The sequence below is a fragment of the Pseudomonas sp. Pseusp3 genome (assembly GCF_047304225.1).
GTDB lineage: Bacteria > Pseudomonadota > Gammaproteobacteria > Pseudomonadales > Pseudomonadaceae > Aquipseudomonas > Aquipseudomonas fluorescens_CD.
Window position 1 is genome coordinate 36304 of sequence record NZ_JBGLYV010000039.1, and the last position, 20869, is coordinate 57172.

The following is a 20869-nucleotide window of genomic DNA, read 5'->3' on the forward strand; positions in this document are numbered from 1 at the left end:
GTCACTGCTTTGGTGACAGCATGGCTACGCTTTCACGGCTGAATGCCTTCCCCTGTGGGAGCGGGCTTGCTCGCGAAGAGGGAGTATCAGTTAGCATTTGAGTTGACTGACACACCGCTTTCGCGAGCAAGTCGGATCGCCGCACCGCCGCTCCCACATTGGATTGGGGGGTTAGAGGAGGTTGCGGTCGGCCACCGGTTCGATCTGCGCCCAGTGCGAAGTGTCTTCACGATGCGCCCGCAAGTACGGCAACACCGCCGCCAGCAGCGGTGCCTTGAACGCCTCCTGAAAGCGATGGGCCAGCCCCGGAATCAGGATCAACTGACTGCCACGCAAATGCGCCGCCAGGTGCACGCCGTGCATCACCGGCAAAAGCGGATCGGCCGTACCGTGCACCACCAGCGCCGGAACCCGCAGCTGGTTGAGCAGCGCCACCCGGCTTGGTTCGGCGAGTATGGCCATGATCTGGCGTTTCACGCCTTCGGGATTGAACGCCCGGTCATAAGACAGCGCCGCCTGATGCAGCAGCGCCTGACGATCATCGGTCACCATCGGGCTACCCAACGCCTCCAGCAGGTCGGCCTGTTGTTCCAGCGCCACTTCGCGATTCGGTGCGCCACGACGGGCAAGCAGTTGCACCAGCGCTGCACTGGGTGCCGGCAAGCCTTCGGCGCCTGAGGAGGTCATGATCAGGGTCAGGCTCTCGACCCGTTGCGGCGCCATCGCCGCCATGCGCTGGGCGATCATTCCCCCCATGCTCGCACCGAGCACATGGAACTGCTCGATGTGCAAGGCATCCATCAACCCCAGGCCATCGTTGGCCATGTCGGTCAGCGAGTACGGTGCCGACACCGGCAAGCCGAGCTTGTAGCGCAGCACTTCGAACGTCAGGTTGGCCTCGCCCGGTGGCTGTCGCCAGCTCGAAAGGCCGACATCGCGATTGTCATAGCGAATCACCCGAAAACCTTGTTGGCACAGGGCAACCACCACTTCGTCGGGCCAGTGGATCAATTGCCCGCCCAGCCCCATCACCAACAGCAAAGCCGGGTCCGACGCACGGCCAATGCTCTGGTACGCCAGGCTTACCTGGGCCAGATCCACCCGTTCGGTCGGAACATTGACGTCACAACGCGAGGCCGCCAGAGACGGCAGGCCGAACACCAGCGCGGCCAAAAATACGATTCGTGAAAAAAATGCAGCACCCATGGAAAAACACCAAAACGCAGAACCCCAGTAGAGCGCGAGTCTGATGAAGTTTGTTCAAGCGCGCTGCCACAGTTCCGTGACAGTTTGATGAAGGGTGCCGAGCGGTCGTCGAGAAGCAAAAGCGCACTGCACGATAACTATGTACCGCCAGTCCCTGATACGACGAACCTTTAATGGGGGCAACGCCGGCACACGCCCGGCCCTTTGGAGAACTATCGTCATGGTCGACGAACCCACCCCCCTACCGGCCGAATTCGGTCTCACGCGCACTTTGCCGTCCAGCCTGGATGAAAGCCTGATACTGAGCGCTTCGGCGCGCTGCAATGAGTACCGCGATCAATGGCTCGAGCTCATGGCGCAGAGCCCGCAGTCGATACTCGAGGGTCATTGGTGGAGCACCCGCGCTCGCGGTACCGACGTTTCACGCAGAGCCCTGGCGATGAGGCTGTATCACCAGCATTTCGAGGCATCGAGCCAACTGGCATTCGCCCAGGGCAGCCTGACTGTCGAGCAGATCAAGTCCCTGCAAACGCTGATTGATCCCGCCAAACCGGCAACGACGCCTGAGGTCCCGGCGATCCAGGTCGAACGATTGACGCTGAAGACCGCCGATGACACACGCATCGAACTTGCCGGGGCCCTGGTCATCACCCGGGATACCGGTCAAGTGGTCGCGCAAATGTTATATCTGCCTTCCCGGCCAGTGGCCTGGGTGAACTTCCAGAACCGCAATGAAATGCAACGCTGGCTGATCGAGCATCAGCAACAACTGATTGACTCGTCCGGACCGGGCGTCGCCAGCATCGATTACACCGTGCTGGCAAATGCCCCGCTGACCGGTAGTGTCGACTTCCTGTTGACGCATTTGTCCACAGCACAGGTCAGTCAGTCGCAGCGCCAGGCAGTTTTTGCCCAGCCCACTGACCTGTCGCCAACGGACCCGAACGAGGTTGATGACCAGTCCCTGTTCGGCCTGTTGAACCCCGACATTCCCCTGAATGGGCGACGTAGCGCCCTGACGCAGCAGCACGCGGCACTGGAAAGCCTGTTCGACACGTCCAATGCTTTCCTCCTGTCCGTGCTGAAACAGCAACTTGATGCACTGACGGCCGCCGAACAGGTCAGCGCCACTGCTGCGTCAACGCTACTCGACACCCGCAACCCGCTCAATCTGCTGGAACTGCGCAACCTGCCAAACCCTCACTACACCGCTCTTTACCAGGCACGTCTCGCCGGCCTGCGTGCCGAGGCCGATGTTCAACTGAGCCTGAACCAGATCAGCGCCGAAGAACATCAATGGATCAAAACCGTCCTGGACGCGCCGGATAAAACGGATCGACAAGCTGACGTGGCGGTGGCCCGCGTTACGCTGGTAGCGGCCGATGTCGAGGGCGCCAGCACGCCTGCCCCCCAGGAACTGGATGGCGTATTGCTTTTCACTCATCCGTCCGCGTTGCTGACCGACGCGCCCCATGCTCTTTTGCTCTACTGGCCGGGTCATTTCGGTGGCCTGCAACGCTTTGACTCCCTGCAGACCCTGCAAAGGACAGTGTTCAAGCTGACCGCCAGCGAAAACACTTTGGCCCTACGCCTATCGGCGCTGTCCCGTGATCCGATTGAATACTCACTGCAAAACCAGCTCTATGCCTGCCAACAACAGGCAGCCCGAATCATTGCCGACAATCCCGTGCCGCAACGTGCCGATCAGCGCAACCAGGCCCTGGAAAAACTGCGCGAGCAAACCCTGGCCAGCCTCACGGTGCCCATCCCGGCTGCGCGGGAACTGGCTTACGCGCAGTTGCTCGAACAACACCAGAGCGGCGTATTGGCGGGCAATTTGCCACAATGGCTTGGCACGCTGCCCGAGGCTCAGCGCTCGCGACTCAAAGGGTTGTTCACTGCCTACATCAAGGCGATGAAGCGCTCCCATGAACTGCTCGAACGCGATCTGCCGCCAAGGGAAGCCTTCGCTGAAAAGGCCATCGACATCAAGCTGAGCCTGGAGTTTGGCCTCACAGAAAAGGTCGAGGTGCTGCTCGACCTGCCCGACTCTACCTACTGGCAAAAAGTCGTCATGGAGGGTGCCGCGCCAGGTACGCCTCAGCAAAACATGCTGTTTGCCAGCCAGCAACGCAGCAAGTTGTCACTCGCCGAGCTGGCACTCAGCAATATCGATGAAGCCATGTGGCTGCGCCTGACGTTCATGCGAGTCGAGATGAGCGGGGCCGATGAGGCACAACGTCAGAAGTTGCAAATCGGCATCACCCAAATGTGGTTGCGCGCGCTGGTTACCGAACTTGACCTGGCCGGACACTATGAAACGCTGATCCGCGAGACCTTCCTCGGCAGCGTGGCTGCGTCGACCTTCAGCAATGAATATCGTCGCGAATGCCTGAGCGAGCCGTGGCGCCTGATGCTCAAACTGCAAGGCGAGTTCGCTTTGCTGCAACGACAGATCACCACCGACGGGCACCGGTTGCTGGAGATCGCCATCGAGGCCAATAGCCGTGAAGCCTATGCGGCCAACGGCAAACACATCGTGCTATTGCCAGCGCACCTGACGGTGGGCGGTGAGGACACCCCGCATCAGGGGCCGAGCCCCCTGGCCGGCGTCACCTTCATCGTGGAACAGATCAGCGGCCTGACCCTGCTTTACCTGCCCGACAGCCCTGACGGTGTCTTTCTACGTCAGTACGACACCCTTGAAGAAGCGCGCAAAGCCCTGTTCAACCTGTGCCTGCAGACACGAATGGTCAACTACCTGGCCGGCCGCGCAATCAATGGCAATTTTGAACACCACGTCAGCCGGATCAACCAGGCGTTGTTGAAAAACTTCGATGCCATGATCGGCACGGGCATGGCCTGGCCGGCCACCACCTCACTGGCGGTCCACCTGGTCAATGTCCACATGGGCCGTTTGCTCGAAGCGCACCGGACGACATCGCGCTCCAACGATGCCTTGTACTTTGAGCGTGCCGCATTGAAGTGCGGCGCTCTGTACAACTACCTGAAAATGGCCTTGGGCATGGTGCCTTTCGTGGGCACGGCCATCGCATTGTATGACGCCTGGAGCAGCGCAAATCTGGCGGTTGGCGCTTTCCTTCGTGGCGATGTAGGTCATGGTCTGGCCGAAGTGGAATCGGTGCTTATGTCATTGATCGACGCCGCGATGGACATCCTTCCCGGTGCCAGTGCCGGTTCCAGCCCGGCGACGGCGGCTCGTTCGCTGACGCGAGTACGACAGCTCGGAAAAACGGGCAATGCCGCCAGGGCGCTACGTCCCTTGAGGGCCATCCGTCATGCCAGGCAAGTTGTCGAGCGATTCGCGGGTTACGAGTACGAAAACCTGATCAGTCTTGCCGGCCTGCAGCCAGGGACTCACGGGATCTATCGCAATGTCTATCGGCATGCAGACGGCGACTTCATCGTTCGACAGGGTCGCATTTTCCAGATCGAGTGGAGCAACGACTCACGGAACTGGCGCTTGACCGGCACTCGAATGAAAACCTACAAGCAGCCGATAGCGGTTGATGAAGCGGGTGACTGGGATACTTACTTCCATGTCCACGGCAAGACATTCGAAGGTGGGGGGCTCGGTGGCGGTGCCGTCCTGGGTCACCTGGCCGACGGACTCGATCCACTCTGGCCAGCGGCGATTCGCGAACGGTTGCCACGCTGGTGGGCCGATCAGCGTTTTCGTCGGCAACACGCATTGACTGAGGCTGCCGACAACCTGGCACCGCAACTCGATGCCCAAGTGTCACGGACCAATACCGTGCTGCAAAATTACAACGGCAGCACCCTCGAGAATCGTGCGGCCCTCAGACAGGCCGCCGAAACGTCCTGCATCACCGACATTGAAATGGCCTCCAGGCATTACCGGACACTGGTTGATCTATTGCCTCTGACCCAAGGCAATAAAAAGCGTGCCCTCGTGGAGATGCAGAGCAATGACGCGCTGATTCTGGCTGACCGACACCAGCAGCGCCTGTACTTTGCCAATCATCGCGCGGTCAACTTGCTGGATCTGAGCGACGCCCTCATCCTCCGCCTGGACCGGATGCCACACGATGACCTCGCCGCGCGCCTGCGCGTTCTCGAGCACATCAGAAAGGTGCGCGTGGACTTCGTCCGCGAACTGGATGCCATCGATGTCATCCATCGCGATTTCAATCTGTGGTACGAGCGCATGACCGTCGCCGCACACAAGAGACAATTGACGCCCACCGTCAGAATGCTCGCAGGACGCCTGAGCGAGGCCAACAAGCTTTACCTGAAAACCGGGCACCTCCTGGAAGTGATCAAGCGTTTCGATACGGCCAGTGATGTCTCGTGGCTCTATCTGCAACAGCAGTCCCGGAACCTGCGGGCCAGGGTGGATCGTGCGCTGTTCACTCAATACAGCCTGTCCGAAGTCTCCGCGACCAAGGCGCAACGTACTCAAATACTGCGCGACTGCCTCGAGGCGTACGGTCAGTTTCGCCGCGACATGAAAATCTGGACCGCCAGTTATCCACAGCACTTTCACCTGGAATGGGTCGCTCCCTTGATGGAGGGCATCGAAAGGATGGCCGAGCGGGCGCGCAAGGGCATTCAGGAACCGACACTGGCCTCCGCTCCGGGGCATGGCAACAAGAAAATCTTCATTACCGATGACGATCAGCTACTGATCGGCGTCGAGCACTGGGAACCGACCACTCAAACGCGGCGATACACCCTGACCGGCCAAGGCGCAACCAACGAAGTCTGGGAGCAGGATATCCATGGCAAATTCCGCCTGGCCAATCCTGTGGAGCAACCAGCTCAAAACATTCAAAGGGACCTGGATTCATTGCTGACCGATGCCCGCCGTCGACTCGATGCGGTGGACACCTACAAGGCCAAGGTCCAGAGCTACGCAACTCAGGACATGTCGCCGGTCGACCTTGAACACATGCTGATCAGCGAAGCCGCGGAGTTGAGGCTTCGAGCCCAGGCCATCGAACAGCTCTCGCCGTCTGCGCCGATGGTCGTGCAATTGCGCAACCGTGCAGATGAATTGACGCGGGCCGCACGCACCCTGCGTATCGATCAAACCCTTAAAAGCGCCACGCCTACCGAGGGCTATCTGGACTATCTGCTGGAGCAGAAGGTGGTGGATATCCGCAAGGAAGGCGGCCTGCGGGACCTGGGCAAACGCGCGGATGGCCGCCGGGATTTCCTGCAGGAGTACGAGGTACGCGACCTGACCGGTGAATCGGCGCGAACGCTATGGTATGCGCACTTTCACTACACTTCGGCGACGTCGCAATTCAGCGACTTCGTCAAAGGCCACCTGAAATTGCCCGCACAGCGCAACCTCGGTTTGAAATGGCAGGAGGCGACGGCCAGCAGCGGTGCCGCGGTCGAGTCGATCTGGCGCGGCGACATCGGTAAACCGCTAGGCAACAAGCACTTTTCCGCACTGTGAAGCAATAACGGCGGAGCACGCAATGTGCTCCGCCGTGCTTATGGTCGACAGCGGCATCAACATGAGACAAACTCAACCTTTTCGGTTTATCGACAAGTTTTCCTCATGGAGCCCCCGGTGCTTGAAATCCGTCACCTGAAGACCCTGCACGCCTTGCGCGAAGCCGACAGCCTGGTGGATGCGGCCGACCGCCTGCACCTGACGCAGTCGGCCCTGTCCCACCAGTTCAAGGAGCTGGAAGAGCGCATGGGCATGCCGTTATTCGTGCGCAAGACCAAACCGGTGCGTTTCACCAGCGCCGGTTTGCGTCTGCTGCAACTGGCTGACGCCACCCTGCCGCTGCTGCGTGCCGCCGAGCGCGACATCAGTCGTCTGGCCGGTGGCACCGCCGGGCGCCTGCATATGGCCATCGAATGCCACAGTTGCTTCCAGTGGCTGATGCCGACCATCGACCAGTTCCGTGATGCCTGGCCGGAAGTCGAACTGGACCTGGCCTCGGGTTTCTCCTTCGCCCCGTTGCCGGCGCTGGCCCGTGGCGACCTGGACCTGGTGGTGACTTCCGACCCGGTGGACCTGGCCGGGATCACCTATGTACCGCTGTTCACCTATGAAGCGATGCTGGCGGTGGCCAACCAGCACCGCCTGGCCGGCAAGGCCTATATCGTCCCCGAAGACCTGCTCCCGGAAACCCTGATCACCTACCCGGTTGAACGGGACCGGCTGGACATCTTCACCCGCTTCCTCGAACCCGCCGACATCGAACCGGCCCAGGTGCGCACCTCGGAACTGACGGTGATGATGATGCAGCTGGTAGCCAGCGGTCGTGGTGTATGTGGCATGCCCCATTGGGCGCTGCACGAGTACAGCTCCCGGGGTTATGTGAAGGCCAAGCGATTGGGCGAAAAGGGCTTGTTTGCGACGCTGTATGCGGCGATCCGCGCCGACATGCTGGATGCACCGTATATGCGCGACTTTTTGCTGACGGCCAAGGACACGTCGTTTTCGACGCTGGATGGGGTTAGCGCCGTTCGCTAGAACAACACATCCATCTGTAGGAGCGAGCTTGCTCGCGATAAACCTGAGAGCAACACGGGGTGTCAGGCTTCCAGCGTTATCTTTGATGACCATCGCGAGCGAGCTCCTACAGGGGATCCATGTGATGGTTAGATCTCGCGCCACATGTGGATCTTGTCGAAGTAATCCTCGCCCACCCGCACAGCCATCGGCTCCAGGCCAAACTGGATGAAGCCGCAGCGCTGGTACAGGTTGAACGCGGCATCGTTGCCGGCGGTGACGGTCAATTTGATCAATCGCAGTTCCTGATGGGACCGCGCTTCGGCCAGAACAGCCTGCACCAAATGAAAACCGAGTCCACGCTGGCGAACGTTGGCGGACACGTACATGCCGAACAACGTCGCCTTGTGCCGGACCTTTTCCCGAGGTTCGAACGCCAGCCCGACAATGCCCGCCAACTTGCCCTCCTCGAACGCACCGAACACCACATCGAGCTTGCCGGTCAGGCGCGACTCCCACCAGCCCAGTGGCATCGCCGCCCGCTCGCGCACACTCGAGGTGAAGGCTTGCGGGTGCAGGTCATAGGCTTCGAGCATCAGTGCCCGATAGTCCAGGGCATGGCTGGCATCCAGTCGCTCGATCCACATGCTCAGGCCATCCGTTTTTGCTCAAGCATCAGCCGCACCGCCAGCCCCGACAATACGAAGCCCATGAAATAGCGTTGCATCGCCAGCCAGGTCGGATTGTTGACGAACCATGAGGCAATGCCCGCGGCAAACATGGCGATCATCAGGTTGACGCAAAAACTGACGCTGATCTGGGTCAGGCCGAGGATGATGCTCTGGCTGAACACCGAGCCGTGCTCCGGCGTGATGAACTGCGGAAACACCGACAGATAGAACACTGCGATCTTCGGGTTCAGGGCACTGGTCAGAAAACCCATGGTGATCAGTTTGCGTGACGAGTCCGGGGGCAACTGCTGTGCCTCGAACGGCGAGCGCGCACCGGGTTTGACCGCCTGCCAGGCCAGCCACAACAGGTACAGCGCACCGGCCCACTTCAACACCTCATAGGCCATCGGCACCGCCAAAAACACTGCCGTCAAACCGGCGGCCGCAGCAAACAGGTGCACGAAGAATCCGGCGGCCACCCCCAGCAACGAAATCACCCCGGCCTTGCGTCCCTGGCAGATCGAGCGAGAAATCAGGTAGATCATGTTCGGCCCCGGCGTCAGCACCATCAGCAACGCGGCAGCAGCAAAAATCAGCAAGTCTTGAAGCGGGATCATGGGCGAAGTCCTTTGCGTAATGATCAGGCGATCGCGGTCAGCGATGCTCGATAAAACGGCAAGATCAGGTCCCGTGTCAATGGCGCCAGGCTGACACCGCCATCGGTGGCCGGGTCGATCCAGAGCACTTCTTCGATCTCCGCCGCCGGAGTGACGTCGCAATGAATATTCAGCTGAAAGAGCTCGGCGTGTACGACAAACCCCGGTTCGTTGGCGGCCGGAGCCGAGAAGTGACCGAGGTAAACAGCCTGCGCCGGGTCGATGTCCAGCCCAAGTTCTTCTTCCAGCTCCCGGGCCAAGGCGTGAACCGGCAGTTCATGGGGCTCGATCTTGCCGCCCGGTTGCATGAAGGCCGTGGTGCCGCGCTTGCGCACCAGCAAGGTGCGGCCATCAGGGCCGATCAACAGGGCGGCGGCGATGTGGATAAGTCCAGCGGGCTGGGCAGAAAACGTCGTCATGAACAAAGGCCTTCAACTCAAAAGCGCCAAGGATCACATGTCCGCCCTGTAGGAGCGAGCTTGCTCGCGATGGTCGTGAACGAAAACGCGTAAAACCAGATGCCCATCGGTGCTCTCAGGTTTTTCGCGAGCAAGCTCGCTCCTACAGTTTCCTCTATGCAGCTTCCTGGAAATCCATTTCCGGCGGCTGGCGACGGAAACCACCGGTCAACACCGCCAGGTACATCACGCCAATCGCCAGCCAGCTCAGGCCCAGGTAAACCGCCAAATGATCGAGGCTGACCATCAGCCACAAATCCGCCGCCAGGCCGATGAACGGGAACAGCAGGAACAGTACGAACTCGCGCAGGCCTTTTTTCTCGCCACCGATCCAGTAATGGAAGATCACCGACAGGTTCACCAGGCTGAATGCCAGGAACGCGCCGAAGTTGATGAAAGAGGTCGAGGTGGTCACGTCCAGTTTCAGCGCCAGCAAGGCCACGACCGCGCACAGCAGGATGCTGTTGATCGGCGTGCCGAAACGTTCGTGCAAGGTTCCGAAGAACGATTTCGGCAGCACACCGTCACGGCCCATGGCGTATAGCAGGCGCGAGCCGCTGGCCTGCGCCGACAGCCCCGACGCGAACTGGCCGACGATCAGGCCGATCAGGAAGATCGAGACGAACAGGTCGCCACCGACGTTGCGGGCAATTTCATAGGCCGCCGAGTCGACGTTATCGAACTGGAAGGACGGATGAGCGATCTGCACGAAATACGACACGCCGACGAAAATCAGGCCACCGATCAGTGTGATCAGCATGATCGCCCGGGGAATGGTGCGGCGTGGATCGCGGGTTTCTTCGGTCAGGGTGCTGACCGCGTCGAAACCGAGGAACGAATAACAGGCAATGGCCGCGCCGCTCATGATCAAGGGCATCTGCATATCGCCGTTGAAGAACGGTTTGATCGACCACAACGGCGTGCTGGCGTCACCGCCGACGTAGTGCACGCACAGCGCGACAAAGGCGATCAGCACCAGGAACTGCACCAGCATCAGCAAGGCATTGATGCCGTTGGCCAGTTTCAGGCCGATGATGTTGATCGCGCTGGTGATGCCGATGAACGCCAACACCCAGATCCACTGCGGCACCGCCGGGAAGGCGGAGTTGAGGTAGGCCGCGCCGATCAGCCAGATCGCCATGGGCAAAAACAGGTAGTCGAGCAGCACCGCCCAACCGGCGATGAAGCCGAGCTTGGGGCTGATGGCCTTGCGCACATAGCTGTAGGCCGAGCCGGCCACCGGGAACGCCGAGGCCATGCGGCCGTAACTCATGGCGGTGAAGAACATGGCCACCAACGCCGCCAGGTAAGCGGCCGGCACCATGCCGGCGGTGGATTGAGCGAGGATGCCAAAGGTGCCGAGCACAATGATCGGCGTCATGTAGGCGATGCCAAACAGCACCACCGACCCCAGTGACAGGGTGCGTTGCAAACGAGCCATGAGCGACTACTCCGGATTTTATTGGATTTATGGCAGAGCCGAGTTCGGCGCAGGATATTCGGGTGTTGCGTTATTGTTCTTGGGTCAAGGGTCGAGCATGCGTGTTGTTTGTGCCGGCCTCTTCGCGAGCAAGCCCGCTCCCACAGGGGATCTCGGGCGTTCACAAGACCAATGTGGGAGCGGGCTTGCTCGCGAAGGCGTCAGCCCGGTCAACACAAAATCCGGATCAACGCACAGGAATCAGCAGCTCGCGCAACCCACAAGCATGCTCAACCCTCTCCCCCGGCAACTTCAGCCGCTGGTCATCCAGGTAGCGATAATCCTGGCGCGCCGCCGTCAACAGGTTCAGGTCCAGCTCGACCGCGAACTGCCCTTCCTCGCGTCCGGCTTCAAACAACAAAGTGCCCAACGGATCGACCAGCGCACTGCCACCGGCAAAGAGCAAGCCACCATCACCCTCTTCCACCCGGTTGACCATCAGCGCAAACGCCTGGTTTTCCTGGGCGCGGGCCATGATCGCGGTGCGGTGGGTGGGGCCGTAGGGGTCCATGTTGCCGTTGGTGACGATCAGCAACTCGGCGCCGAGTTGCGCCAAGGCACGGGCGCTTTCCGGGAACTCGATGTCGTAGCAAATCAGCAGGCCCACGCGCACACCGTTCCACAGGCAGGTGGCGTAGCGATCACCCGCCTCATAGACGCCGCGATCCGAGGCCCACAGGTGAGTCTTGCGGTATTTCAGGGAGATGCCTTCGGGGGTGATCAGCAGCGTGGTGTTGTAGAAACGGCCGTTGTCGTTTTCGGCCATGCCGATGGCCACGGCGATATTGTGCTGGCGAGCGGCGGCGATCACTGCACTGACGGAGGGTCCGTCCAGCGGCTCGGCCACCTCGGCCACGGACTCGGCCGAAGGGAAGCCCATCAAGTGGCCCTCAGGGAACATGATCAGCTGCGTGTCGGCGCCGCATGCGGCAATGGCCGCCAGGGTGCGTTCGAGGTTGTAAGCCGTGTCGTTGTCACGACCTGCCAATTGGGCGAGTTCGACCTTCATGGATATTCCTTGTCATGGGCCGGGCGGCAGAAAGATTGCCCGGTCGGTGTCTGTGCGCCAGTATGCGCAGCAAGCAACCGGGCGGGGAATCACGCCGCTGGGGTAACACGATAGGGGTAGATGCATGACACTCTCGTTGGACGACATCGCCTGGCACCGTTCGGTGGGGCAACTGATCGACGCCCTGGACAAGCCCAATTTCTGGACCCAGCTTGTGCGTTTGCTGGATCAATACGTGACTTTCGACAGTTGGGTGGCCCTGCTTTTCAGCGCCGACCAGCGTCCGCAGGTGTTCGCCGAGTGCCCGGGCGAAGATGGCAGCCCCGACCAGTTGTTCCAGGATTACCTGCGCGGCCTGTACCTGCTCGACCCGTTCTACATCGCCTGCCGCGAGCAATCGCGCACCGGGCTGTATCGTCTGTCGGAAGTGGCCCCGGAGCATTTCGAGCTGACCGAGTATTACCAGCGCTACTTTCGTCTGAATGTGGTGGCCGACGAAATCCAGTTCAATTGCCAGCTCGAAGGCGACCGCACGCTGTGCCTGTCACTGGGCAGCACGCAGCGCTTCAGCAGCCAGCAGATCGCCTTGCTGTCGCTGATCCAGCCGTGGGTACTCGGGTTGTTACGCCAGCGTCTACCTTATGAAATCAATGAAGTCGTGGCCCTGGCCCCCGCGCCGCCGCAAGCCGACTGGCGGGTGCAACTGGAAGCGTCGGTGCAGCAACTCAAAGGCGCGCAGTTGACGGCCCGGGAGCTGGATGTCGGGCGTTTGATGCTCAGCGGTTGCTCCAGTAAAGAAATCGCTCGTAAGCTGGAAATCTCCGTCGAAACCGTGAAAGTCCATAAGAAACACATGTACAGCAAGCTGGGAATCAAATCCCAGTCCGAGCTGTTTTCGATTTTTCTCCAGGCACAAAATGCCTGACTAGCCTGTGGAACGCCCTGCTTTTCTGTGGGAGCGGGCTTGCTCGCGAAGGCGGTATTTCATACAGCATTTATGTTGGCTGACACACCGCTTTCGCGAGCAAGCCCGCTCCCACATTGATCTGTGCATAGCCAAATTCATTGAGTCCGAACCCAAGGAAACCGTATGAGCCTGTCACTCCTGAGCCGCTACGCCTTCTTTGCCGTCTGCGTGATCTTCACCCTCGCCAGCCTGCCCTTCCTTGAATACGACTGGCTCTGGCCAATTACCGCTGTCACCGCCGTCCTCAGTCTGATCGGCCTGTTCGATCTTCTGCAAAGTCCGCATGCTGTGCGGCGTAATTACCCGATCCTCGGCAATATCCGTTATCTGGTCGAAGGCATCCGCCCGGAAATCCGCCAGTACCTGCTCGAATCCGACAGCGACGCCCTGCCCTTCTCCCGGGCCCAGCGTTCGCTGGTCTATTCCCGGGCCAAGAACGAAACCGCCGACAAACCGTTCGGCACGCTGATTGACGTGTACCAGTCGGGTTTCGAATTCATCGGCCATTCGATGCGCCCGGCGCCATTGAGCGACCCGAGCAGTTTCCGCGTCACCGTCGGCGGTCCGCAGTGCACCCAGCCGTATTCGGCGTCGGTGTTCAACATCTCGGCCATGAGCTTCGGCTCCCTCAGCGCCAATGCGATCCGCGCGTTGAACCAGGGCGCCAAGCTCGGCAACTTCGCCCATGACACCGGCGAAGGCAGCATCAGCCCCTATCACCGCGAGCACGGCGGTGACCTGACCTGGGAACTGGGCAGCGGCTATTTCGGCTGCCGCACCAGCGACGGTCGCTTCGACCCGGAACGCTTCGCGGCGCAAGCCCGGACGCCGCAAGTGCGGATGATCGAAATCAAGATGAGCCAGGGCGCCAAACCCGGCCATGGCGGCATCCTGCCCAAGCACAAGGTCACCCGGGAAATCGCCGAAACCCGCGGCATCCTGATGGGCGAGGACTGCGTGTCACCGTCGCGCCACACGGCGTTTTCCACGCCGATCGAAATGATGCATTTCATCGCCCAACTGCGTGAGTTGTCCGGTGGCAAACCGGTGGGCTTCAAGTTCTGTCTCGGCCATCCGTGGGAGTTCATGGGCATCGCCAAGGCCATGCTGGAGACGGGCATCCTGCCGGACTTCATCGTCGTCGATGGCAAGGAAGGCGGCACTGGCGCAGCGCCTGTGGAGTTCACCGACCACATCGGCGTGCCGATGCGCGAGGGCCTGCTATTCGTCCACAACACCCTGGTGGGCCTGAACCTGCGGGACAAGATCAAACTCGGCGCCAGCGGCAAGATCGTCAGCGCCTTCGACATCGCCAGCGTGTTGGCCATCGGCGCCGACTGGGCCAACTCGGCGCGCGGCTTCATGTTCGCCATCGGCTGCATCCAGTCGCAGAGCTGCCATACCAATAAATGCCCGACCGGCGTCGCCACTCAGGACACCCTGCGCCAGCGTGCGCTGGTGGTACCGGACAAAGCCCAGCGCGTATTCAATTTCCACCGCAACACCCTCAAGGCCCTGGCGGAAATGCTTGCCGCGGCCGGCCTCGAACATCCGTCGCAACTGTCGGCCAAGCACCTGGTACGGCGCATGTCGGCGACCGAGATCAAGCTGTTCTCGCAGTTGCACGTGTTCCTCAAGCCCGGCGAGTTGCTGACCGGTGAAGTGAACGGTGAGTTCTACTCACGGATGTGGCAGATGGCCCGGGCCGACAGTTTCGAGCCCCATGAAATAGCGGCAGCATGACCTCGCCGTCCCGGTCAGAATCGCGCATCACCAGCGCAGCGTTTTGGTCGGGGTCGGCTCCTTCATCACGATAAAACCGTAATCGCCGATCAGGTATATCCGGTAGAACTGGCTTTCGACCAACGCCGGATAACCCTGATAGCCGACCCGCGTCGCATTGCGCCGCTCCTGTTCCGCCACCACGTTGGTGATGCCGGCTTTCGGCAGATTCTCGGCCAGCATGTAAAAGTCGGTATTGAGCAGGTAATGCAGCACCGGCATCTGCTTGAACGAGCCGGCTGCCGCCGTTAACCAGTAGTCGGAGTAAGTCACCGACAGGTAAATACGTTTTGCCTCGCGCAGCGCCTGACGACTGGCGATGTCGTACTCAAGGCTGGTCAACGCCATGGACGCGAAGGTTTTCTGCATTGTCAGCACCCGGCCATAGGCGAACGACAACGACAGCATCGCCAGCAGCGGAATGATCAACAACAGTGGCAATCGCTCATGGATCGACGCCAGCGCCAGATGACTCAAATAGAGCAACATCACCAATAGCACAGCGAAGCCCATCAAGGTACGGGCGCCTTCGTTGAAGTCGCGGAAAAACAACGTCACACCGGACACCAGCAGTGTCACCACCGGTAATGTCAGCAAACACACCAGGCCGATCAACAGCTTCTTCGGTCCGCTGTCCTGGCGCACCGCTACGTTCAGCCCCAACCGCACCGCCCCGGCTAGCGCAAACAATGACAACCCGCCGAACACCCAAAGCCATCCGCCATGGAACAGCAGCACGACTTTTTCCAGGACCCGGGCAATGTTGATCTGGATCTGCATCAAGGGATGGGCCGTCCAATTGAGCAGCGATGTGCGATTGGAGCCCATGAACGGATAAGCACTGATGCTGTAGATCAATCCACCGAGCAAGAGCTGGGCGGTTTTCCAGCCCAGCAGGTCGCGCCAGGGCACCGGGGTTGTTTGATCGTTGGAGGCCCTGAGCAATTCCAGGCAACACAGGCCCAGGAACACATTCAGGCTGACTTGATACAGTCCCAGCGCCAAGGCAATCAGGAACGACGGCACCAGCCATTGCACGCCGCGCCAGGGGTGGCGAAAAGTGATCGCGTAGATCACCGCCACCAGGCTCAGGGTCGTGGCGGGACCGTCGTATTGATAAGACAGGTTTTGCAGGAAAAACGGGTTGTACCAGAGCGGCAACAGCACCAGGCAGCAAGCAACGCTGGGTTGGCGGAAATAATGGAACGTCAGGCTGGTCAGCGCCGACGCCATGGCCAGCGTGGCGATCAACAAGGGCAAGGGAAAAATGTTCGGCGCGGCATGGGTGAAGGTCAGCACGTTGTAGAACAGCTGGGTGAACAGTCGCCCCTGCTCGGACCAGGCCATGCCCGCCGACAGCGAGCGCCAGTTGTCATCGATGTAGGGAAAATCGGCGACGATCAACGGCAGGACATACAAGAAGGTCGCGAACAGAAAAAACCGCCAGACCTGATGCCGGCTGAGCTCGCGAACGAAGAAGTCGCTGAACCGGCCCATACTAGCGCCCGCCCCGGGCTTTACCGCCGACGATGTCCTTGATCACGTAGCGCGGCCGGTGCTTGGCCTCGATATAGATGCGACCTATGTACTCGCCGAGGATGCCGATGCCGATCAATTGCACGCCGCCGAGAAACAGGATGGCAGTCATCAGCGACGGATAGCCGGGGACGCTGTTGCCGAAGAAAATCTTGTCCAGCACCATGTACACGGCGTACAGCACCGCGAAAATCGAAATACTGCCACCGACATAAGTCCACAAGCGCAGCGGCACGGTGCTGAACGAGGTCACGCCTTCCAGTGCCAGGTTCCACAGCTTCCAGCCATTGAACTTGCTGCTCCCCGCCACGCGCCCGGCCCGCTCGAACTCCACCACCACGGTGTTGAACCCGGCCCACGACAACACGCCTTTCATGAACAACTGGTGCTCGGGCAGGGACCGGATCACGTCGACCACCTTGCGATCCATCAGCCGGAAGTCGCCAACGTTTTCCTCGATGCGGGTGTAGGCGATGCGATTGAGCACGTGGTAGAAAATCGACGCGCTGTGACGCCTGAGGTAGCCGTCGACGTCCCGGTTGCGGCGCTTGGCGAGTACCACATCGGCGCCCTTCTGCCATTGTTCGACCAGTAACGGGACGACACTGATCGGGTCCTGCAGGTCGACATCCATGGGGATCACGGCATCGCCGCTGGCGTGCTCCAGGCCGGCAAACAGTGCCGGTTCCTTACCGAAGTTACGCGAGAAATTGATCAGCATGACCTGATCATCCGCCTGCGCCAGTGCCGTAGCCTGCTCGGCCGTGCGGTCGGAGCTGCCGTCGTTGATGAACACGATTTCGACCTCGGCGCCCCCCAGCAGCAGCTCGCGGCGCACGGCCTGGTAAAACAGGTTGATCGATTGTTCTTCGTTGAACACCGGGACAATGAGCGAGATTTTCATTGATCACGCTCGCGAAACACCACGTATTTGGAATAAAGGAAACCGAACACCAGGCTCAACGCCGAAAACACGACCACGGTGAGCAAACCGTGCAATTGCCAGACATCGCCCAGATGGCCGATCCCCAGGCTCAATGCCCCCATGCCGAGGAGAAACAGCAGATACCCCGCGACCGTGGCACTGGCGGCGAAAGTGAATTGCGCATTCATGTAGAAGGAAAACGACGCCGCCACGCAGAAGGCGGTCAGGTTGCTGATCGCCTGGCTGAGGCCGGCCGCCACGCTCAACAGGAAAAAGATCTGCCAGTGAATCAGGGTGTTGGCGACCCCGATCACCGTGTAACTGGACAGCCCTTTCCACAACAGTCTCATGCGAGGCTCCCGCTTTAAGAACGTTGCACCCATAAGTATTTGAGTCCGTCTGCTGTCAGAAATCGCAGATTGACGGGCCTTTCAGACCAGCGGCTGAGTCTTGGAGCAACACTCGAGACATCCGGTAATATCCCGGTTTTGCAATTGCCCGCGAATCAGTCCACCCTGCGCGCCGCCGGTTGGACCTGCGGCCTTTTGCACCCGCGGCCAATCCCGTTTTCACTCGCTGTTACGAGCCTGCCGTCATGACGTTAGCACGCGATCACCGGATCGACTTTTTTCGTGGTCTGGCACTGATCTTCATCTTTTGGGATCACGTGCCCCACAACCCTTTGGGGCAAATCACCCTGCGTAATTTCGGTTTCAGCGATGCGGCCGAGGTTTTCGTGTTTCTGGCAGGTTTCGCGGCTGTGCTGGCCTACGGCAAAGTCCTGGCCCGAGACGGTTTCCTGATCGCCTGCGTGAAAATCCTGCGCCGCGCGTGGGTGCTCTATGTGGTGCATATCTTCCTTCTGGCGATGCTGATGGGCATTGTGTTTTTCGCCAACAGTCACGTGGAAACACGGGATCTGGTGGAGGAAATGGGCATGCATCATTTCATCAGCAACCCTCAGCAGGCCCTGATCGATGAACTGCTGTTGCGCTTCAAGCCGAACCTGATGGACCCGTTGCCGCTGTACATCGTGCTGTTGGCGGGCTTGCCGCTGGTGCTGCCGATGTTGGTGCGCAAGGCCTGGGTGGTGGTCACGATGTCCCTGGCACTGTATTTGATGGTGCCACTGGCTGGCTGGAACCTGGCGGCCATCAAGGACGGAGTGTGGTATTTCAATCCTGTCGCCTGGCAGTTGCTGTTCGTGCTCGGCGGTGCCGCCGCGATTCACAGCCAGCGCCCGCGACCGCCCGAAACCCGCCCATTGCTGCGCCAGCCGTTGTTTGTGAGTGCGGCGCTGTATGTCGTGGTCGCCGGTGCGTTGACCGTCCTGTGGCGTTGGCCGGACATACACGATGCCGTGGTGCCGGCGAGCCTGCAAAACGCCCTGTACCCCATCAGCAAGACCAACCTGTCCCCCGTGCGCCTGTTGCATTTTCTCGCACTGGCCTACGTCACGGCGAAACTGATACCCGACAGCGGATGGACACAAAACTGGTTCGCTCAGCAAAGTTGCCGCATGGGCCGTTTCTCGCTGGAGATTTTCTGCCTGGGCGTGCTGCTGGCGCCATTGGCGGACATGGTCAACGCCTTGACCGATGACGCCTTCGCCATGCAGGTCTTTACCGCGCTGGTGGGTGCAGGGTTGATGGCGTTGCTGGGGGCATGGCTGGAGTTAAACAAGCGCTTGAATCGATCACTGCAAACTGCGCCCGCCTGATATGTAGGAGCGAGCTCGCGATGGACCCAAGAGCGCCGCGTTCAGCCAGAAAACACGCGTCATCGTTAACGACCATCGCGAGCAAGCTCGCTCCTACAATGGGTCGGCGTTTTTTGTAGGAGCGAGCTCGCGATGGACTCAAGAGCGCCGCGTTTAGCCAGAAAACACGCGTTATCGTTATCGACCATCGCGAGCAAGCTCGCTCCTACAAGTTTACGAAGCCGAACGCACCGCGCCTTGCGCAACATTGGTCGGTTGCAGCTTGAACACGTAGAACAGCACCGTCAGCAGCACCAGGAACGCCGGGCCCACATACAGCGCCACGCGGGTGTCCGGGAAGTACGCCATCAGGCCGACCACCAGCACCAGGAATGCCAGCGCCAGGTACGAGCTGACCGGGTACAGCCACATGCGGTACTTCAAGCCCGCTCGCTCGCTGGCGCTCAAGCCTTTGCGGAACTTGAGCTGGGCCAGCAGGATCATCACCCAGGTCCAGATCGCGCCGAAGGTGGCAATCGCCGTTACCCAGACGAAGACCTTCTCCGGCACCAGATAGTTGAGCAATACGCCCAGCAGCAAGGCACCGATCGACAGCAGCAAGGCGCGACGCGGCACACCGTTCGAGGTCTTGGCAAAACCGGCCGGGGCCTGGCCGTTCTGCGCCAGGCTGTAGAGCATGCGCCCGGTGCTGAAGATGCCGCCGTTGCAGGACGACAACGCAGCGGTGATCACCACGAAGTTGATGATGCCCGCGGCAGTCTTGATGCCCAGGCGCTCGAAGGTCATTACGAACGGACTGCCCTGGGTGCCGATTTCATTCCATGGGTAGATCGACAGGATCACGAACAAGGCTCCGACGTAGAACAGCAGAATCCGCCAGAACACCGAGCCGATGGCGTCAGGGATGGTCTTCTGCGGGTTCTTCGCTTCACCGGCGGTCAGGCCGATCATCTCCACGCCCAGGTAGGCGAACATCACCATCTGCAGGGACATCAGCACGCCTTGCACGCCGTTGGGCATGAAGCCGCCGTGGGTCCACAGATTGGCAATCCCAAGGGCAATGCCGTCGTTGCCGAAACCCAACGCAATGACGCCGATACCTCCCAGCACCATGGCAATGATGGTGACGATCTTGATCAGGGCAAACCAGAATTCGAATTCGCCAAAGGCCTTGACTGCGATCAGGTTGATCGAGCCCATGCTGACCAACGCAGCGAGTGCCCAGATCCAGCGCGGCACTTCGGGGAACCAGACCCCCATGTACACCGCGACGGCAGTGATTTCCGCAACACAGGTCACCAGCCACAGGAACCAGTAGTTCCAGCCGGTCAGGAAGCCCGCCAGCGGGCCGAGGTAGTCTTGGGCGTAACGGCTGAACGAGCCTGCAACCGGGTTGTGCACGGCCATCTCGCCGAGGGCGCGCATGATCACCAGGATCGCCAGACCGCCGATGATGTAGGACAGCATGATGGCCGGACCGGCCATTTCAATGGCCTTGGCCGAACCCAGAAACAGACCGACGCCAATACAGGCACCGAGTGCCATCAGGCGAATATGCCGCTCGCCGAGTTCACGTTTGAGCGGACCGCCCTGAGCGGTTTCGCCGTGGGGCAGGTGATTGCCTACAGGCATGGGGGGACATCCTCGTCTTGTTATTGGATATGACCACCGAGTGGCGAAGCGCTGACCGGTAAGCCCTCGCTTCCCGAACCGGGCCTGCTTCGTGGGCAGACCTGTCTTGTGGGAAAAACCCGCAAAATCAGTGGGAAAAGCGGCGCCGAGTATTGCACAACAATGGTGCATCGTCATGCCCCTGCCAAAGTCGTATCTCCCCCTGCTAACGCTCTACCCCGGGCATTACAGACCACCCCCCTCTCAAACCATACGACACCTGTGGCGAGGGGGCTTTCCCCCCGTTTGCCCGCCCCCGCGACGGCGAAGCACTAGCACCGGGGCCAGCCCCCCACGCCACAACAGCATAAAAAAACCCAAATAA

General features: G+C 60.3%; 15 protein-coding genes. 5 read left to right on the forward strand and 10 right to left on the reverse strand.

Annotated features, from left to right (window positions below):
* Window positions 1-171: 171 nt before the first annotated feature.
* Window positions 172-1206, reverse strand: a complete 1035-nt coding sequence (locus ACCD00_RS15340) for an alpha/beta fold hydrolase (protein WP_413425752.1) — start codon at window positions 1204-1206, stop codon at window positions 172-174.
* A gap of 220 nt (window positions 1207-1426) precedes the next feature.
* Here ACCD00_RS15340 and ACCD00_RS15345 point away from each other — a divergent pair, with 220 nt between their 5' ends.
* Window positions 1427-6655, forward strand: coding sequence for a dermonecrotic toxin domain-containing protein (locus tag ACCD00_RS15345; RefSeq protein WP_413425754.1), 5229 nt, complete (start codon window positions 1427-1429; stop codon window positions 6653-6655).
* Window positions 6656-6772: 117 nt separating this feature from the next.
* Window positions 6773-7690: a transcriptional regulator MetR gene (gene metR / locus ACCD00_RS15350; protein WP_008021042.1), complete on the forward strand. Its 918-nt coding sequence runs from the start codon at window positions 6773-6775 to the stop codon at window positions 7688-7690.
* Between the two features lie 128 nt (window positions 7691-7818).
* Here the strand turns inward: metR and ACCD00_RS15355 are convergent, their stop codons facing one another.
* The 5 genes from ACCD00_RS15355 to ACCD00_RS15375 form a co-directional block, all read right to left on the reverse strand.
* Window positions 7819-8316, reverse strand: a complete 498-nt coding sequence (locus ACCD00_RS15355; protein WP_413425756.1) for a GNAT family N-acetyltransferase — start codon at window positions 8314-8316, stop codon at window positions 7819-7821.
* Window positions 8317-8318: 2 nt separating this feature from the next.
* Window positions 8319-8957 (reverse strand): LysE family translocator, encoded by a 639-nt coding sequence (locus ACCD00_RS15360; protein WP_413425758.1) that lies wholly within the window; start codon window positions 8955-8957, stop codon window positions 8319-8321.
* 23 nt (window positions 8958-8980) lie between these two features.
* Window positions 8981-9415, reverse strand: a complete 435-nt coding sequence (locus tag ACCD00_RS15365; protein ID WP_413425760.1) for an NUDIX hydrolase — start codon at window positions 9413-9415, stop codon at window positions 8981-8983.
* A gap of 154 nt (window positions 9416-9569) precedes the next feature.
* The gene (locus ACCD00_RS15370) at window positions 9570-10895 is read right to left on the reverse strand and encodes an APC family permease (protein WP_413425762.1); all 1326 of its coding nucleotides are present in this window, start codon (window positions 10893-10895) and stop codon (window positions 9570-9572) included.
* A 226-nt stretch (window positions 10896-11121) separates the two neighbouring features.
* Window positions 11122-11943 (reverse strand): carbon-nitrogen hydrolase family protein, encoded by an 822-nt coding sequence (locus ACCD00_RS15375; protein ID WP_413425764.1) that lies wholly within the window; start codon window positions 11941-11943, stop codon window positions 11122-11124.
* Between the two features lie 124 nt (window positions 11944-12067).
* Between ACCD00_RS15375 and ACCD00_RS15380 the strand changes: the two genes are divergently transcribed.
* Complete coding sequence (locus ACCD00_RS15380; protein ID WP_413425766.1) at window positions 12068-12868, forward strand: response regulator transcription factor; 801 nt, start codon at window positions 12068-12070, stop codon at window positions 12866-12868.
* 165 nt (window positions 12869-13033) lie between these two features.
* Window positions 13034-14653 carry an FMN-binding glutamate synthase family protein gene (locus ACCD00_RS15385; protein WP_111281241.1) on the forward strand — a complete coding sequence of 540 codons (1620 nt, stop codon included), beginning with the start codon at window positions 13034-13036 and terminating at the stop codon, window positions 14651-14653.
* A 27-nt stretch (window positions 14654-14680) separates the two neighbouring features.
* Here ACCD00_RS15385 and ACCD00_RS15390 read toward each other — a convergent pair whose 3' ends face one another.
* Genes ACCD00_RS15390 through ACCD00_RS15400 form a run of 3 tightly spaced genes read right to left on the reverse strand, consistent with a single transcriptional unit; the run spans window position 14681 to window position 17503 of the window.
* Window positions 14681-16189, reverse strand: coding sequence for a glucosyltransferase domain-containing protein (locus ACCD00_RS15390; protein WP_413425768.1), 1509 nt, complete (start codon window positions 16187-16189; stop codon window positions 14681-14683).
* Window position 16190: 1 nt separating this feature from the next.
* Window positions 16191-17132 carry a glycosyltransferase family 2 protein gene (locus ACCD00_RS15395; RefSeq protein ID WP_413425770.1) on the reverse strand — a complete coding sequence of 314 codons (942 nt, stop codon included), beginning with the start codon at window positions 17130-17132 and terminating at the stop codon, window positions 16191-16193.
* Entirely contained in the window at window positions 17129-17503 is a 375-nt protein-coding gene (locus ACCD00_RS15400; protein WP_413425773.1) for a GtrA family protein, read from the reverse strand. Before ACCD00_RS15400 ends, ACCD00_RS15395 begins: the two co-directional genes overlap by 4 nt.
* Before the next feature lie 245 nt (window positions 17504-17748).
* Between ACCD00_RS15400 and ACCD00_RS15405 the strand changes: the two genes are divergently transcribed.
* Window positions 17749-18873, forward strand: coding sequence for an OpgC family protein (locus tag ACCD00_RS15405; RefSeq protein WP_413425775.1), 1125 nt, complete (start codon window positions 17749-17751; stop codon window positions 18871-18873).
* 213 nt (window positions 18874-19086) lie between these two features.
* On the opposite strand, the gene ACCD00_RS15410 is transcribed toward ACCD00_RS15405, so the two are convergent.
* On the reverse strand, window positions 19087-20505 hold the full coding sequence (locus ACCD00_RS15410; protein ID WP_413425777.1) for an amino acid permease: 1419 nt from the start codon (window positions 20503-20505) through the stop codon (window positions 19087-19089).
* Between the last annotated feature and the right edge of the window lie 364 nt (window positions 20506-20869).

Bases quoted from the DNA above. Each gene is read 5' to 3' on its own strand.
- ACCD00_RS15370 (WP_413425762.1), bottom strand. From the start codon at position 10,895: ATGGCTCGTTTGCAACGCACCCTGTCACTGGGGTCGGTGGTGCTGTTT.
- ACCD00_RS15380 (WP_413425766.1), top strand. From the start codon at position 12,068: ATGACACTCTCGTTGGACGACATCGCCTGGCACCGTTCGGTGGGGCAA.
- ACCD00_RS15345 (WP_413425754.1), top strand. From the start codon at position 1,427: ATGGTCGACGAACCCACCCCCCTACCGGCCGAATTCGGTCTCACGCGC.
- ACCD00_RS15340 (WP_413425752.1), bottom strand. From the start codon at position 1,206: ATGGGTGCTGCATTTTTTTCACGAATCGTATTTTTGGCCGCGCTGGTG.
- ACCD00_RS15410 (WP_413425777.1), bottom strand. From the start codon at position 20,505: ATGCCTGTAGGCAATCACCTGCCCCACGGCGAAACCGCTCAGGGCGGT.
- ACCD00_RS15360 (WP_413425758.1), bottom strand. From the start codon at position 8,957: ATGATCCCGCTTCAAGACTTGCTGATTTTTGCTGCTGCCGCGTTGCTG.
- ACCD00_RS15400 (WP_413425773.1), bottom strand. From the start codon at position 17,503: ATGAGACTGTTGTGGAAAGGGCTGTCCAGTTACACGGTGATCGGGGTC.
- ACCD00_RS15355 (WP_413425756.1), bottom strand. From the start codon at position 8,316: ATGTGGATCGAGCGACTGGATGCCAGCCATGCCCTGGACTATCGGGCA.
- ACCD00_RS15385 (WP_111281241.1), top strand. From the start codon at position 13,034: ATGAGCCTGTCACTCCTGAGCCGCTACGCCTTCTTTGCCGTCTGCGTG.
- ACCD00_RS15395 (WP_413425770.1), bottom strand. From the start codon at position 17,132: ATGAAAATCTCGCTCATTGTCCCGGTGTTCAACGAAGAACAATCGATC.
- ACCD00_RS15375 (WP_413425764.1), bottom strand. From the start codon at position 11,943: ATGAAGGTCGAACTCGCCCAATTGGCAGGTCGTGACAACGACACGGCT.
- ACCD00_RS15405 (WP_413425775.1), top strand. From the start codon at position 17,749: ATGACGTTAGCACGCGATCACCGGATCGACTTTTTTCGTGGTCTGGCA.
- ACCD00_RS15365 (WP_413425760.1), bottom strand. From the start codon at position 9,415: ATGACGACGTTTTCTGCCCAGCCCGCTGGACTTATCCACATCGCCGCC.
- ACCD00_RS15390 (WP_413425768.1), bottom strand. From the start codon at position 16,189: ATGGGCCGGTTCAGCGACTTCTTCGTTCGCGAGCTCAGCCGGCATCAG.